The organism is Herbaspirillum sp. YR522, from assembly GCF_000282575.1.
Lineage (GTDB): Bacteria > Pseudomonadota > Gammaproteobacteria > Burkholderiales > Burkholderiaceae_D > Herbaspirillum.
The window spans coordinates 16,858-32,020 of record NZ_AKJA01000053.1; the positions used below are offsets into that span (position 1 = coordinate 16,858).

At 62.8% G+C, this 15,163-nt stretch carries 13 protein-coding genes; 3 read left to right on the forward strand and 10 right to left on the reverse strand.

Annotated elements, in window-relative coordinates; genetic code table 11:
- Positions 1-12 precede the first annotated feature (12 nt).
- The 10 genes from PMI40_RS09160 to gyrA all read right to left on the reverse strand — a co-directional run bounded on the left by PMI40_RS09160 (position 13) and on the right by gyrA (position 12,109).
- On the reverse strand, positions 13-339 hold the full coding sequence (locus PMI40_RS09160) for a lipopolysaccharide assembly LapA domain-containing protein (RefSeq protein ID WP_008114398.1): 327 nt from the start codon (positions 337-339) through the stop codon (positions 13-15).
- Positions 340-649: 310 nt separating this feature from the next.
- On the reverse strand, positions 650-955 hold the full coding sequence (locus PMI40_RS09165; protein WP_008114399.1) for an integration host factor subunit beta: 306 nt from the start codon (positions 953-955) through the stop codon (positions 650-652).
- Between the two features lie 14 nt (positions 956-969).
- Positions 970-2,685: a 30S ribosomal protein S1 gene (gene rpsA, locus PMI40_RS09170; protein ID WP_081496433.1), complete on the reverse strand. Its 1,716-nt coding sequence runs from the start codon at positions 2,683-2,685 to the stop codon at positions 970-972.
- 244 nt (positions 2,686-2,929) lie between these two features.
- Positions 2,930-3,598: a (d)CMP kinase gene (gene cmk, locus PMI40_RS09175; protein WP_008114401.1), complete on the reverse strand. Its 669-nt coding sequence runs from the start codon at positions 3,596-3,598 to the stop codon at positions 2,930-2,932.
- A gap of 71 nt (positions 3,599-3,669) precedes the next feature.
- Positions 3,670-5,001, reverse strand: a complete 1,332-nt coding sequence (gene aroA, locus PMI40_RS09180; RefSeq protein WP_040501854.1) for a 3-phosphoshikimate 1-carboxyvinyltransferase — start codon at positions 4,999-5,001, stop codon at positions 3,670-3,672.
- A 76-nt stretch (positions 5,002-5,077) separates the two neighbouring features.
- The gene (locus PMI40_RS09185; protein WP_008114403.1) at positions 5,078-5,965 is read right to left on the reverse strand and encodes a prephenate dehydrogenase/arogenate dehydrogenase family protein; all 888 of its coding nucleotides are present in this window, start codon (positions 5,963-5,965) and stop codon (positions 5,078-5,080) included.
- A 7-nt stretch (positions 5,966-5,972) separates the two neighbouring features.
- Positions 5,973-7,079 carry a histidinol-phosphate transaminase gene (gene hisC / locus PMI40_RS09190; protein WP_008114404.1) on the reverse strand — a complete coding sequence of 369 codons (1,107 nt, stop codon included), beginning with the start codon at positions 7,077-7,079 and terminating at the stop codon, positions 5,973-5,975.
- Positions 7,080-7,138: 59 nt separating this feature from the next.
- Complete coding sequence (gene pheA / locus PMI40_RS09195; protein WP_008114405.1) at positions 7,139-8,212, reverse strand: prephenate dehydratase; 1,074 nt, start codon at positions 8,210-8,212, stop codon at positions 7,139-7,141.
- A 57-nt stretch (positions 8,213-8,269) separates the two neighbouring features.
- A complete protein-coding gene (gene serC / locus PMI40_RS09200; protein ID WP_008114407.1) occupies positions 8,270-9,382 on the reverse strand; it encodes a 3-phosphoserine/phosphohydroxythreonine transaminase in 1,113 nt (370 codons plus the stop codon).
- Between the two features lie 63 nt (positions 9,383-9,445).
- Positions 9,446-12,109 (reverse strand): DNA gyrase subunit A, encoded by a 2,664-nt coding sequence (gyrA, locus tag PMI40_RS09205; protein WP_008114409.1) that lies wholly within the window; start codon positions 12,107-12,109, stop codon positions 9,446-9,448.
- A gap of 687 nt (positions 12,110-12,796) precedes the next feature.
- Here gyrA and ompA point away from each other — a divergent pair.
- From ompA to gph, 3 genes are all read left to right on the forward strand, one after another.
- Complete coding sequence (gene ompA / locus PMI40_RS09210) at positions 12,797-13,414, forward strand: outer membrane protein OmpA (RefSeq protein WP_008114411.1); 618 nt, start codon at positions 12,797-12,799, stop codon at positions 13,412-13,414.
- 112 nt (positions 13,415-13,526) lie between these two features.
- Positions 13,527-14,231, forward strand: a complete 705-nt coding sequence (gene ubiG / locus PMI40_RS09215; RefSeq protein WP_008114414.1) for a bifunctional 2-polyprenyl-6-hydroxyphenol methylase/3-demethylubiquinol 3-O-methyltransferase UbiG — start codon at positions 13,527-13,529, stop codon at positions 14,229-14,231.
- Between the two features lie 88 nt (positions 14,232-14,319).
- Complete coding sequence (gene gph, locus PMI40_RS09220) at positions 14,320-14,976, forward strand: phosphoglycolate phosphatase (protein ID WP_008114415.1); 657 nt, start codon at positions 14,320-14,322, stop codon at positions 14,974-14,976.
- Positions 14,977-15,163 lie beyond the last annotated feature (187 nt).

Below are 15,163 nucleotides of genomic sequence, written 5' to 3' on the forward strand. Positions count from 1 at the left end.
AGACGTTTCAATTTAGAGAATATGCTGCGCGGTGATCACACTGTCGGGCAGGGGTGGTTGAGCCTGGGCCTGGGCGATTTCTTCCTGCTGCTTGTGGATCGACGCCAGGGCTTTCTTGTGCCGCGCGGCTTCACGCCGGTGACGGAACATGATCGGCGTCATCGCCAGCACACCCAGCACCGCGCCCACTACGAAAAACGCCAGCAGCACCAGCACCAGTGGGTCGGTCCGTTCGTAGCCGAGGAAGAAATGCAGGGTCACTTCCTGGGTATTGCGCAATGCGAAGAAGAAAAAGCCGACGAACAGGATGAGCGCGATCAATCTGGAGATTATTTTCATGGCGACTATCCTTTTTTTGACTGGTCGAAAATGGGTAAAGCGAGCCATCGTACCGCCCTTTTCGACGTACGGCGCACTGTACTTGCCTGCCTGGCGCAAAGTGCGGCACGCCTGTTAAGGGAAACGGCCACGGGTACTGCGAAATTGTACGTGAAAAAAAACGGCATCCAAAGATGCCGTTCATTTCCGAGCGACCCTTTACCAGGCCGTTCATGTTACCGCTTAGTCTTTACATGGCATCACCAGATGCCCGGCACCGACGCCGCGGCAGTGCTGCAACAACAGGATTGCCTGGTCGATGACAGGTCGGTCAATCCTCACGGATTGGCTGCCCGACCATCGCGTCCACGCGCTCGCGCAACTCCTTGCCCGGCTTGAAATGGGGCACCCTTTTTTCGGGCACCATCACCTTGTCGCCGGACTTGGGGTTACGGCCGATACGCGGCGGACGGCGGTTGAGCGCAAAGCTGCCAAAACCACGGATCTCGATACGTTGGCCGGTCGACAGTGCATCGACCATCGCATCGAGGATGGTTTTGACCGCGTAATCCGCATCCTTGGCAACCAGTTGCGGATAACGCTCAGCCAGACGGGCGATCAGCTCCGACTTTGTCATCGTGGCCCGGACAATCAGTTCTTGTTGTCGAGCTTGGCCTTCAACAGGGCGCCCAAGCTGGTGGTACCGGAAGCCGCGCTGGAGTCAGACGACATCTTTTGCATGGCTTCCTGGGTCTCGGCGTTGTCCTTTGCCTTGATCGACAGCTGGATGCTGCGAGCCTTGCGGTCGATGTTGATGACCAGGGCTTCGACGCTGTCGCCGACCTTCAGGTGGGTACCGGCATCTTCGACGCGATCGCGGGAGATTTCGGAGGCACGCAGGTAGCCTTCTACTTCTTCGTTGAGCGCAATGACGGCGCCCTTGGCTTCGACCGACTTGACGGTACCGGTCACCAAGGCACCCTTGTCGTTGAGGGCAGCGAAGTTGTTGAACGGGTCGCCTTCCAGTTGCTTCACGCCCAGCGAAACGCGCTCGCGCTCGACGTCGATGGCCAGCACCACGGCTTCCAGCTCGTCGCCCTTCTTGAACTTGCGCACGGCTTCTTCGCCAGCTTCGGTCCAGGACAGGTCGGACAGGTGCACCAGGCCGTCGATGTTGCCCGACAGGCCGATGAACACGCCGAAGTCGGTGATCGACTTGATCGAACCGCGGACCTTGTCGCCCTTCTTGTGGCTCATTGCGAAGTCGTCCCATGGGTTCGGCTTGCACTGCTTCATGCCCAGGCTGATACGGCGACGCTCTTCGTCGATTTCCAGGACCATGACTTCGACTTCGTCGCCCAGCTGGACAACCTTGTTCGGTGCCACGTTCTTGTTGGTCCAGTCCATTTCGGAGACGTGAACCAGGCCTTCGATGCCTTGCTCGACTTCAACGAATGCACCGTAGTCGGTCAGGTTGGTGACCTTGCCGAACAGGCGGGTACCTTGTGGGTAACGACGCGACAGGCCGGTCCATGGATCGTCGCCCAGTTGCTTCACGCCCAGCGAGACACGGTTCTTCTCTTGATCGTACTTGAGGACCTTGGCGGTGATCTCTTGGCCAACCGACAGCACTTCCGACGGGTGACGCACACGACGCCATGCCAGGTCGGTGATGTGCAACAGGCCATCGATGCCACCCAGGTCGACGAACGCACCGTAGTCGGTGATGTTCTTGACGATACCGGTGACGACAGTACCTTCCTTCAGGGTTTCCATCAGCTTGGCGCGCTCTTCGCCCATCGAGGCTTCGATCACGGCGCGGCGCGACAGCACCACGTTGTTGCGCTTGCGGTCCAGCTTGATGACCTTGAATTCCAGGGTCTTGCCTTCGAACGGCGTGGTGTCCTTGACCGGACGGGTGTCGACCAGCGAACCCGGCAGGAAGGCACGGATGCCGTTGGTCAGGACGGTCAGGCCGCCCTTGACCTTGCCATTGACAGTACCGGTAACGATCTCGCCGGACTCCATCGCCTTTTCCAGCGAGAGCCACGATGCCAGACGCTTGGCCTTGTCGCGCGACAGGATGGTGTCGCCGAAGCCGTTTTCCAGCGATTCGATTGCGACCGAAATGAAGTCGCCAACCTGGACTTCGACTTCGCCATTGTCATTCTTGAATTCTTCAACGGGAATGAAGGCTTCCGACTTCAGGCCGGCGTTGACGATCACGAAATTGTGGTCGAGACGGACGACTTCTGCGGAGATGACTTCACCAGAACGCATGTCCTGACGCGACAGCGATTCTTCAAACAGAGCAGCAAACTCGCTGGCAGTATCGACGCCTGCAGCGAAAACGGTAGTTGTGGACATAAATGAAAAGATAGATTGGCCAATATCTGTCGATGCAATCATGGGGACTTGCACTGCCGCCCGCTTAATTGCCGGCGACATGGACACTGGGTTAGGTTTATCAACGCCCTGGGGACTTTGCATCCTTCGGGCACGTACTGCTGAACTGCGATTGCTGTATTTATTGCTGCCTTGACACCATTTCTTGCCAAAGCCGGGCGCTACCACTTCTTCCGCATCAGGCACCGGGGCGCATCAAGCGCCATCAATGTCCATGGACGGCATACCAGCTGAGCACCTGCTGCACCGCCTGTTCGACGGTCATATCGGAAGTATCCAGATGGTAGGCGCCTTCGGCGGGCTTCAACGGCGCCGACGAACGATTCATGTCGCGTTCGTCGCGTTCCTTCAAATCCCTCGAAAGGTCGGTAATATTAGCAGAAAAACCCTTGTCAATCAATTGCTTATATCTTCTCGACGCGCGTGCCGCAACACTTGCGGTCAAAAACACCTTGAGCCGGGCGGTGGGAAAGATCACCGTGCCCATGTCGCGGCCGTCGGCCACCAGGCCGGGCGGCTTGCGAAACGACAACTGCAGGCCGTACAGCGCCTGGCGCACCGGAACCAGGGCGGCGATCCTGGACGCCGTATTGCCGACTTCCTCGGCCCGAATCGCCTGGGTCACGTCTTCGTTGGCCAGGAAGATATGGGCCCCGTCGAAATGGCAGTGCAGGTGCTCGGCGGTCTTGGCCAGCGCATGTTCATCGTTGAGCGCCACGTCGCGCCGCAGTGCCGACAGCGCCGTGAGGCGATACAGGGCGCCTGAATCCAGGTAATGAAACCCCAGCGTGGCGGCCACCCGCTGTGCAACCGTGCCCTTGCCGGAGGCGGTCGGGCCGTCGATCGTGATGACCGGAATCTTTGGCTTGTCCATGAAAACTGTCGTCGCTCTAGAAAATATAAACAGATGATCGACGATTTAGCCATCGTCGTGGCGGATCAATATCAGATCAACGTCTGCTCGGCAATCCTTTTGAACACGTCGAAGTAGTCCGGAAAGGTCTTGGCCACGCACTTGGGATCGTTGATGCGCATGCGGTTGCCACGGCGCAATGCGCCATCGAGCGACGCCAGTGAAAAGCACATGGCCATGCGATGGTCGTCATAGGTGTCGATGGTGGCCGCGGCGATCTCGGCCGGCGGGGTGACGGTAAGGTAATCGGCGCCTTCCTCGACCTGCGCGCCGAGCTTGCGCAGCTCCGTTGCCATGGCCGCCAGGCGGTCGGTCTCCTTGACCCGCCAGCTGCCGATATTGCGCAGGGTGCTGGGGCCGTCCGCGTACAGCGCGGCCACGGCGATGGTCATGGCGGCGTCCGGGATGTGGTTGAAGTCGGCGTCGATGGCCTTGAGCGGGCCATTGGCGCTGGCTTCGATCCAGGTCTCGCCCATCGTGATGGTGGCGCCCATCTGCTGCAGGGCCTCGACGAAACGCACATCGCCCTGGATGCTGTCGCGCCCCACGCCCTCGACCCGCACCGGACCACCGGCGATGGCGCCGGCGGCCAGGAAATAGGAAGCCGACGAGGCATCCCCCTCGACATGGATGCTGCCGGGGCTGCGGTAATGCTGGCCGGGCTGCACGGTGAACTGCTGCCAGCCCTGGCGCTGCACCTCGATGCCGAAACGGCGCATCAGGTTCAGCGTGATCTCGATATAGGGCTTGGAAATGAGCTCGCCCACGACCTCGATATGCATCGGCTCGTCACGTGCCATCAACGGTGCGGCCATCAGCAGCGCGGTCAGGAACTGGCTCGACACGTTGCCGCGCACCTTCATGCGGTGCGAATTGAGCGCGCCGCGACGAATATGCAGCGGCGGGTAACCGGGGTTGCCGGTGTAGTCGATATGCATGCCCACCGCATTGAGGGCATCGACCAGGTCGCCGATCGGGCGCTCGTGCATGCGCGGCACGCCATGCAGGGTGTAGTCGCCGCCCAGCACCGCCAGCGCCGCCGTGAGCGGGCGGATGGCAGTACCGGCGTTGCCCATGAACAGGTCGGCCTGGTGCACCGGCAGCACGCCATTGACGCCGTGCACGATGTAGTCCTGGGTGCCTTCGATCTGCTCCCATTTGACACCGAGTTGCTGTAGCGCCATCAGCATGACCAGGGTATCGTCCGACGCCAGCAGTTCGAAGATGCGGGTGGTGCCGCCAGCCAGCGCAGCCAGCAGCAGGATACGGTTGGAAATGCTCTTGGAACCCGGGAGCTTGACCGCGCCCTGCATGTGCGGCACCGGCGCCAGGTCAAGATAACGGGGATAGGATGGCTGTTTCATCGGCATGGGCAAAAGGGGGTTGGTGGTTCGGCGCACGACGGTCGTGCGCATGGTGCATTGTAGACGGCCCGCAGGCTCAGGAGGACTTGCGTTCGGCCGCCTCGATGGTAGCGGCCCACTGCAGCCGCGCGCGTTGCGCATTGGCGTAGATGTCGGCCAGCGCGGCGCCATCGCCGGCGGCGATCAACTGCCGCATCGCGCTCAGCTGCACCAGGTAGGCATCGACTTCGGTCAGCAGCGCGTCGCGATTGGCCAGGGTGATATCGCGCCACATCTCGGGCGACGAACCGGCGATGCGGGTGAAATCGCGAAAACCGCTGGCCGCATACTGGAACAAGGTGGCCGCATGCGGCTTGCCGGCGATATCGTCGACCAGCGCGAACGCCAGCACATGCGGCAGGTGGCTGACCGAGGCAAACACCGCATCGTGCTCCTGCGGCGAGAGGTGATGGATCAGCGCCCCGCAATGACGCCATGCGGCCGCCACCCGCTCGACATCGGCGGCGGCGTTCTCGGGCAAGGCGGTGATGACGACCTTCTTGCCCCGGTACAGGTCGGGTAGCGCCGCCTCGGGGCCATGGCGCTCGCCACCGGCGATCGGATGGGCCGGCACGAAACAGGCCACCCGCTCGCCCAACGCGCTGCGAGCTGCGGCCACCACGTCGGACTTGGTGCTGCCGGCGTCGGTGACGATCGTATCGGGCGCGAGGTGTGCCGCGATGGTCGAGAGGATGGCCTCGGTCTGGGCCACCGGCGCCGCCAGCAGGATGAAATCGGCACCCTGCACGGCCTGGGCCGCATCGCTGGCGACTTCATCGATGATTCCCAGTGCCTGCGCCCGTGCCAGGCTGTCGGCCGAGCGGCCGACGCCGACGATATGCGCGGCCACGCCAGCGCTGCGCAGGGCCAGCGCAAACGAGCCACCGATCAGCCCGACACCGAAGATGACGACTTTCTTGAACACGGCAGGCTCAGGCCAGCACGGCGTTGAGGGCGGCAATGAAGGCCGCGTTTTCCTCGGGCAGGCCGATCGATACGCGCAACCATTGCGGCAGACCGTAGTTGGCCACCGGGCGCACGATGATGCCGCGCTTGAGCAAGGCCAGGTTGACCCGGGCGCCGGCGCCATCGTCCTGGCCCACCTGCACCAGCACGAAGTTGCCGAACGAAGGCACGTAGCGCAAGCCCAGGGCGTCGAAGGCGGCCGTCAATTGCCCGTAGCCGGCGCGATTGACCTCGGCGCTACGCGCCAGGAACGCCTGGTCGTCGAGCGCGGCGATGGCTGCTGCCTGGGCCAGCGAATTGACGTTGAACGGCTGCCGGATCCGGTTCATCAGGTCGGTGACCTCGGGCTGCGCAATCGCAAACCCGACCCGCAACCCGGCCAGGCCATAGGCCTTGGACATGGTGCGCGACACCACCAGGTTGGGATACTTGCGCACCCAGGCGGTCGATTCGTACTGGTGCTCGGCGGCCAGGTATTCGTTGTAGGCCTCGTCGAGCACCACCACCACCTCGCCCGGGACCTCGGCCAGGAACGCCTCGAGCTGGGCTGCCGTGACAAAGGTGCCGGTCGGGTTGTTCGGGTTGGCCAGGTACACCAGGCGGGTATCGGCGTCGATGGCGGCGGCCATGGCGTCGAGGTCGTGGCCGAACTCGCGCGCCGGCACCTCGATGGCGCGCGCGCCCACCGCCTGGGTCGCCAGCGCATAGACCAGGAAACCGTATTGCGCATACACCACCGACTGGCCGGCCTGCACGAAGGCGTGCGCGGCGATCTCGAGGATGTCGTTGCTGCCATTGCCCAGCGTGACCCAGTGCTGCGGCACGTCGTACTTGGCGCTGATGGCGGCCTTGAGCGCGAAGCCGTTGGCGTCCGGATAGCGCCCCAGCTCGGCCACCGCCTGCTGCATGGCCAGCTTGGCCGATTCGGGCATGCCGAGCGGGTTTTCGTTGGAGGCCAGCTTGACGATGGCGGCCTCGTCCAGGCCGAATTCACGCGCCACTTCGGAAATCGGCTTGCCAGCCTGGTAGGGCGCGATGGCGCGCACGTATGCGGGAGCGAGTTGTTTTGACATGATGCGCTTTCAGTTCGACATGAGAAGCGGCGCCGCCGGCCGGCGGCGCGCCATTGCAATTACAGGCCCAGCGGATAGGAACCGAGCAGCTTGAAGAAGGCCGCGTTGTGCTTGAGCTCGGCCAGGGCCAACGCCACCTTGGGGTCTTGCTCGTGACCTTCGAGGTCGACGTAGAAATAGTATTCCCACGCCCCCATGCGCGCCGGGCGCGACTCGAAGCGGGTCATCGACACGCCATGGGTGGCCAGCGGGGCCAGCAGCGCATGCACGGCGCCGGCCTTGTTGGGCACCGACAGCACGATCGAGGTCTGGTCGCGCCCCGACGGCGCGGTACGCAGGCGACCGATCACGGCAAAGCGGGTGCGGTTGTGCGGATCGTCCTGGATATGGGCATTGACGGTCTGCAGGTTGTACTTCTGGCCGGCAATGGCGCCGGCGATGGCGGCCACGCCGGGGTCTTCGCTGGCCATGCGCGCGGCCTCGGCATTGGAGGCCACGGCCTGGCGCTCGATGCCGGGATAGTTCTGGTTGAGCCAGGCATTGCATTGCGCCAGCGCCTGCGAATGCGCGCAGATGCGGGTGATGCCGGCCATCGCGCCGTCGCGCGTCATCAGGCTGTGATGCACCGGAATCGACACTTCGCCGCTGATGGTCAAGGTGGTCTGCAAAAGCAGGTCGAGTGTGCGGTTGATGACGCCCTCGCTGGAGTTCTCGATCGGCACCACGCCGAAGTCGGCCGTGCCGGCCTCGGCATCGCGAAACACCTCATCGATCGAGGCGCAAGGCAGGCCTTCGATGGCATGGCCGAACTGCTGGTACACCGCCTGTTCGCTGAAGGTGCCCTCCGGCCCCAGGTACGCCACCACCACGCGCTTCTCGAGCGCGCGACAGGCCGACATCACTTCGCGGAAGATGGTCTGGATATCGGCACCCAGCAGCGGCCCGGGATTGCGTTCGGCGGCGCGGCGCAACACCTGCGCCTCGCGCTCCGGACGAAACACCGGCGCATTGGTCTGCGCCTTGACATGGCCCACTTCCTGCGCAACCTGGGCGCGCTGGTTGAGCAGGTCGAGAAGCTGCATATCGATCGAATCGATCTTCTGGCGCAGCGGCAACAACTTGTCGTCACTCATCTTGCTCTTTCTGGTTCGGTGCCCGGCCGACCGCCACGCGGGGTGGCCGCCGCGGCATCAGCCGTGTTTCGCTTCGAAGTCCCTGAGGTAGTCGACCAGGGCCTGTACGCCCTCGATGGGCATCGCGTTGTAGATCGATGCGCGCATGCCGCCGACCGACTTGTGGCCCTTGAGCTGTAGCAGCCCACGCTCCTTGGCACTGGCCAGGAAGATGTCGTTGAGGGTTTCGTCGCGCAGGAAGAACGGCACGTTCATGCGCGAGCGGCAATCGTGGGCGATCCGGTTGCTGTAGAAATCGGTGCTGTCGAGATACCCGTAGAGCAGCTCGGCCTTGGCGATATTGCGCTGCTCCATGGCGGCCACGCCACCCTGGCGCTTCAACCACTGGAACACCAGTCCGGCGATGTAGATCGCATAGGTAGGCGGCGTGTTGTACATCGAATCGTTGTCGGCCACGATCTTCCAGTCGAAGGCCGACGGGCAGAACGGCAGCGCATGGCCCAGCAGGTCTTCGCGCACGATCACCAGGGTCAGCCCGGCCGGACCGATATTCTTCTGGGCGCCACCATAGATCACGCCGTACTTCGACACGTCGACCTGGCGCGACAGGATATGCGACGACATGTCGGCCACCAGCGGCGCACCCTGGGTGTCGGCCGCCACATCCGGGGCGAACTGGTATTCGACGCCGTCGATGGTCTCGTTGCTGCAGATGTGGACATAGGCCGCATCGCTGGACAGCCGCCATTCGGCGCGCGGTGGAATGGCCGCGTATTTCTGCGCGGCCGACGACGCCGCCACGTTGACGCGGCAATAGCGCGCCGCTTCCTTGATCGACTTGGTCGACCAGGAACCAGTATCGATGTAGTCGGCCACACCCGCTTCGCGCTTGCCGGCAGGCGAGCGCAATGCGGCCAGGTTCATCGGGATGATGGCGTTCTCGGCGATGGCCCCGCCTTGCAGGAACAACACCTTGTAGTTCGACGGAATCGCGAACAGCTCGCGCACATCGGCCAGCGCGGCCTCGATGATGGACAGGTACTCGCGACCGCGATGGCTCATCTCCATGACCGACATGCCGCTGCCATGCCAGTCCAGCATCTCGTCTGCTGCCTGTTGCAGCACTTCGCGGGGCAATACTGCGGGACCTGCGGAAAAGTTGTAAACCATGGCTCAGATCACAATCAAAAAAGGCGGCGACCGTGACCGGTGCGCCGCCTTGCATTCAAGGGTTCACTCCTCGGCGGCGGGGGTGCTGCCGGCAACGTCGCCGTTGGCAGCCTCGGCGCCGTCGACTTCGTCCAGGCGCTCGTCCTCGACGTCCGATTCCATCACCCGTTGCAGGCCCGACAGCTTGGTGCCGCCCTCGACCGCAATCAGGGTCACGCCCTGGGTGGCGCGGCCCATTTCACGGATCTCCGCCACCCGGGTGCGAATGAGCACGCCACCGGTGGTGATGAGCATGATCTCGTCACGTGGCTCGACCAGCGTGGCGGCCACCACCTTGCCATTGCGCTCGCTGGTCTGGATCGCGATCATGCCCTTGGTGCCGCGGCCATGACGGGTGTACTCGGTGATCGGCGTACGCTTGCCAAAGCCGTTCTCGGTGGCCGTGAGCACCGACTGCTGCTCGTTCTCGGCCACCAGCAGGGCGATGACCTGCTGCGTCTCGTCCAGGTTCATGCCGCGCACGCCACGGGCGGTACGGCCCATCGGACGCACGTCGTTCTCGTCGAAGCGCACTGCCTTGCCGGAGTCGGAGAACAGCATCACGTCATGCGCGCCATCGGTCAGCGCCGCGCCGATCAGGAAGTCGCCCTCGTCCAGGTCGACCGCGATGATGCCGGCCTTGCGCGGATTGCTGAAGTCCGACAGCGGGGTCTTCTTGACGGTGCCCAGGCTGGTGGCCATGAACACGTAGCGGTCATCCGGGAAGCTGCGATTGACGCCCGACAGCGGCAGCACCACGGTGATCTTCTCGCCATCCTGCAGCGGGAACATGTTGACGATAGGCTTGCCGCGCGAATTGCGCGAGCCCTGCGGCACTTCCCACACCTTGAGCCAGTAAAGGCGGCCGCGGTTGGAGAAGCACAGGATGTAGTCATGGGTATTGGCGATGAAGAGCTGGTCGATCCAGTCGTCGTCCTTGGTGGCCATGGCCTGCTTGCCGCGTCCACCGCGCTTTTGCGCGCGGTATTCGGACACCGGTTGCGACTTCATGTAACCGGTGTGCGACAGGGTCACCACCATGTCCTGTGGCGTGATCAGGTCTTCGGTGCCGAGGTCGGTGGCATTGAGTTCGATGCTGGAACGACGCTCGTCCTTGTTGCCGATGCCGTATTCGTTCTTGGCCGCATTGAGTTCGTCGGTGATGATGACGGTCACGCGGGCCGGCTTGGACAGGATGTCGAGCAGGTCGGCGATCTGCGCCATCACATCCTTGTACTCGTTGACGATCTTGTCCTGCTCCAGGCCGGTCAGGCGTTGCAGGCGCATCTGCAGGATTTCCTGGGCCTGCTCGTCGGACAGCTTGTACAGGCCGTCGGCCTGGATACCGTAGTGGATGGGCAGGTTCTCGGGGCGGAACGCCGCGATGCCGCCGGCGCTGCTCTCACCGGTGCGTGCCAGCATCTCGCGCACGGTGGACGAATCCCAGGCGCGCGCCATCAGTTCGGACTTGGCCACCGGCGGCGTCGGTGCGGCGCGGATGATGGCGATGAAGTCATCGATATTGGCCAGCGCCACGGCCAGGCCTTCGAGCACGTGGCCGCGCTCGCGCGCCTTGCGCAGCTCGAACACGGTGCGGCGCGTGACCACTTCGCGACGATGCGACAGGAAGCAGTCGAGCAACTGCTTCAGGTTCAGCAGGCGCGGCTGGCCATCGACCAGCGCCACCATGTTCATGCCGAAGGTGTCCTGCAGCTGGGTCTGCTTGTAGAGATTGTTGAGCACCACCTCGGGCACTTCACCGCGCTTGAGCTCGATCACCACGCGCATGCCCGACTTGTCGGACTCGTCGCGCATGTCGGAAATGCCTTCGAGCTTCTTGTCGCGCACCAGCTCGGCGATACGCTCGAGCAACGCCTTCTTGTTGACCTGGTAGGGCAGCTCGTCGACGATGATGGCGGTGCGGCCTTCGCGACCGAACTCTTCGAAGTGGGTCTTGGCGCGCATGATCACGCGGCCGCGGCCGGTGCGATAACCGTCGCGTACGCCGCTGACGCCGTAGATGATGCCGCCGGTCGGGAAGTCCGGTGCCGGGATCAACTCGATGAGCTCATCGATGGTGCATTGCTGGTTGGCCAGCAAGTGCAATGCCGCGTTGATCACCTCGGTGATGTTGTGCGGCGGGATGTTGGTCGCCATGCCCACGGCAATACCCGAGGAGCCGTTGACCAGCAGGTTGGGAATGCGGGTCGGCAGGACCGACGGTTCCTTTTCCTTGCCATCGTAGTTGGGTACGAAATCGACGGTTTCCTTCTCGATGTCGGCCAGCAACTCGTTGGCAATCTTGTCCAGGCGGCACTCGGTGTAACGCATCGCTGCGGCGCCGTCGCCATCGACCGAACCGAAGTTGCCCTGGCCGTCGACCAGCGTATAGCGCAACGAAAAGTCCTGCGCCATGCGCACCAGCGTGTCGTAGATCGACGCATCGCCGTGCGGGTGGTACTTGCCCATGACCTCACCGACCACGCGAGCACATTTGACGAACGGACGGTTCCAGACGTTGTTCATCTCGTGCATGGCGAACAGCACCCGGCGGTGTACCGGCTTGAGGCCGTCGCGCACATCCGGCAATGCCCGCCCCACGATTACGCTCATGGCGTAATCGAGGTAACTCTTGCGCATCTCTTCTTCGAGGGAAATGGGGATGGTTTCTTTAGCGAATTGATCCATTGGAGAGTCGAAAGATGTTTCCCGGCCGAAAAATCAGCGACCGGGCGGGCCTGGCCCATGGCGTATTCTGAACAGCGCATTCTAGCACGCCGCAGGCCCGATTCGGGCCTCGCCAGCCCCCCGCCCCTGCCCGCGAAAGGGCGCCGGCCACCGTCCGGCTAACGTCGGGGCCGACCGCGATTCCCGCTGTCTATATATATAAGCAGATTGCCACCGGCCTGTTTCGACATGGAAAGAACCGGCCGTGGACGACCGCGTCGGCGGCCTCGCCGTTGGTGCCACCGGCGCAAGCAGCTTTTTCGCCAGCGCGCCATCGGGGGCTGCCTGAAGCCCTCGTCCTCACTAGGCAAGGCCTGGCACCAAATGCGAGCAGCCAGCAAAAAATTGGCGAACTGCATGAAAAATAAGGATTTTCTTTCCAAAACCAGCTTTTTTACTGCTTCAAAGGAACGAAAATGCTCTTCAAAAATCGCGTTGCGCGGAAACAACACAGTCCCAAAAACGTCTACTGGACCAATTGGCAAGCATCGCTCAAGGGCAATCCGTGTGGCAGAATGGCGACTAAGTTCATCGCAAGCCCCTATAGAAGGGGTCCTGCGAGGATCTAAACACATGATATTATTCATTTTTGATGTCGTAATCTTGTAGCGCAGTTTATCTGCGGATATCTCACCCGAGAGGAGAAACATGAACAAATTAGCAAAACTCGTCTTCGCTGCTGCGTCCGCAGCCATCGCACTGACTGCCACCGCTCAGGAAACTAAGGACATCAAAGTCCGTCCAGGCAGCCTGTATCTGCAAGATGGTCGCGACGTTGTAACCCGCAGCGGTTACGGTCTGTGCTGGCAAACCGCCTATGTAAACGGCCCTTGCGAAGAGCCGCCTGCACCGGCAGTGGCCGCCGCCGCTCCTCCGGCACCTGCACCAGCTCCTGTGGCTGCTGCTCCGACATCGGAAAAAGTCACCTACGCTGCTGACGCTTTCTTCGACTTCGACAAGGCGACCCTGAAGCCAGCTGGCAAGGCCAAGCTGGACGAACTGGTTGGTAACCTGAAGTCCATCAACCTGGAAGTCATCATCGCCGTTGGCCACACCGACTCCGTCGGTTCGGTTGCCTACAACCAAAAGCTGTCGGTGCGTCGTGCTGAATCCGTCAAGGCCTACCTGGTCTCGAAGGGTGTTGAAGCCAACCGCGTCTACACTGAAGGCAAGGGCAAGTCGCAACCTGTTGCAGACAACAAGACTGCAGCTGGCCGCGCCAAGAACCGCCGCGTTGAAATCGAAGTTGTGGGTACCCGCAAGTAATCGGTTTTACGCCGCAAGGCTCTACGAAAACCCCGCTTCGGCGGGGTTTTTTTATGTCCATTTGATTGCGGGCATCCCAACGCCTGGCGTGGTTTCGGCTATCATTGTCACCATGAATACCAACGCCGACCCCCAGGAAATCCATAAATTCAGTGAATTGGCCCATCGCTGGTGGGATCCCAGTTCCGAATTCCGTCCCTTGCACGAAATCAATCCGTTGCGCCTCGAATGGATCAATGCGCGCGCGCCGCTGGCCGGTCGCCGTGTCATCGACATCGGCTGCGGCGGCGGCATCCTGGCCGAATCGATGGCCACCAGGGGCGCCGAGGTGACCGGCATCGACCTGTCCGAGAAGGCCTTGAAAGTGGCCGACCTGCACAGCATGGAATCGGGCGTGCAGGTACGCTATGAGAAGATCGCCGCCGAAGAGATGGCAGCGCGCGAAGCGGGCCAGTTCGATATCGTCACCTGCATGGAGATGCTCGAACACGTCCCCGACCCGGCCTCGATCGTGCGCGCCTGCGCCACGCTGGTCAAACCCGGCGGCAAGGTGTTCTTCTCGACCCTCAACCGCAATCCCAAGTCCTACCTGTTCGCCATCCTCGGCGCCGAGTACCTGTTGCGTCTGCTGCCCAAGGGCACGCATGACTATGCCAAGTTCATCACGCCGGCCGAGTTGGCGCAGTACATCCGGCAGGCCGGACTCGACATCGATGGCTTCAAGGGCATGAGCTACAACCCGCTCACCCAGATCTATTCGCTCAACAACGACACCGACGTCAATTACCTGGTTGCCTGCACTCGCCCGCTGGCCTGACCGCCAACGATGCCCGGTCGGATGCCACCCGCGCCGCACGCCGGTGGCTTCCATTCCGTTTGCCCTTTCATTTTCCAATTGACCGACCATGCCACTGCCAGCGCCGCGTGCGATCCTGTTCGACCTTGACGGCACCCTTGCCGACACCGCCCCCGACCTGGCCGCTGCCGCCAACTTCCTGCGCGCCGGGCGCGGACTGCCGCCGGCGCCCTACGAGACATTGCGTCCGGTCGCCTCCGCTGGTGCCCGGGGGCTGATCGGCGCCGCCCTCGATATCCATCCCGGCGACGATCGATATGAAGAACTGCGGCTGCGTTTCCTGGACCGCTACGCGGCCAACATGACGGTGCACAGCCGCCTGTTCGATGGCATCCCCGAACTGCTGTCGCAGTTGCAGGCGCGCGGGCTGGCCTGGGGCATCGTCACCAACAAGGCCACGCGCTTGACCGAGCCGCTAGTGCCAGCCATCGGCCTGGGCCATACCGGATGCATCGTCTGCGGCGATACCACGCCGCATCCCAAGCCGCACCCCGCCCCGCTGCTGGAAGCGGCCAGCCGCCTGGGCCTGGCGCCCGGCGATTGCTGGTATGTCGGCGACGACCTGCGCGACATCCAGGCCGGACGTGCCGCCGGCATGCCGACCATCGCTGCGGCCTGGGGCTACTGCGGTCACACCGAACCGGCCGCCTGGAATGCCGATGCATTGCTGCACGCACCGCTGGACCTGCTCACGCTGCTGGCCTGAAGCGCACTGCCCGATTGCGCCACCCCGCATTAGAATGATGCCCTTGGCGTGACGCCGCGCCGCGGTGCTCACCGGCCCGATGGCATCGACCATGCGATGCCCGGCAACAGAACAAAGGAATCCAGCATGAGCCAGGCCCACCTCGCAGCTAAATTCAGACAATGGCCATGGCAGCGGCAGCGCCCGC

Excerpts from the sequence above, each read along its gene's own strand:
- PMI40_RS09160 (WP_008114398.1), bottom strand. The coding sequence starts at position 339 with ATGAAAATAATCTCCAGATTGATCGCGCTCATCCTGTTCGTCGGCTTT.
- PMI40_RS09165 (WP_008114399.1), bottom strand. The coding sequence starts at position 955 with ATGACAAAGTCGGAGCTGATCGCCCGTCTGGCTGAGCGTTATCCGCAA.
- rpsA (WP_081496433.1), bottom strand. The coding sequence starts at position 2,685 with ATGTCCACAACTACCGTTTTCGCTGCAGGCGTCGATACTGCCAGCGAG.
- cmk (WP_008114401.1), bottom strand. The coding sequence starts at position 3,598 with ATGGACAAGCCAAAGATTCCGGTCATCACGATCGACGGCCCGACCGCC.
- aroA (WP_040501854.1), bottom strand. The coding sequence starts at position 5,001 with ATGAAACAGCCATCCTATCCCCGTTATCTTGACCTGGCGCCGGTGCCG.
- hisC (WP_008114404.1), bottom strand. The coding sequence starts at position 7,079 with ATGTCAAAACAACTCGCTCCCGCATACGTGCGCGCCATCGCGCCCTAC.
- pheA (WP_008114405.1), bottom strand. The coding sequence starts at position 8,212 with ATGAGTGACGACAAGTTGTTGCCGCTGCGCCAGAAGATCGATTCGATC.
- serC (WP_008114407.1), bottom strand. The coding sequence starts at position 9,382 with ATGGTTTACAACTTTTCCGCAGGTCCCGCAGTATTGCCCCGCGAAGTG.
- gyrA (WP_008114409.1), bottom strand. The coding sequence starts at position 12,109 with ATGGATCAATTCGCTAAAGAAACCATCCCCATTTCCCTCGAAGAAGAG.
- ompA (WP_008114411.1), top strand. The coding sequence starts at position 12,797 with ATGAACAAATTAGCAAAACTCGTCTTCGCTGCTGCGTCCGCAGCCATC.
- ubiG (WP_008114414.1), top strand. The coding sequence starts at position 13,527 with ATGAATACCAACGCCGACCCCCAGGAAATCCATAAATTCAGTGAATTG.
- gph (WP_008114415.1), top strand. The coding sequence starts at position 14,320 with ATGCCACTGCCAGCGCCGCGTGCGATCCTGTTCGACCTTGACGGCACC.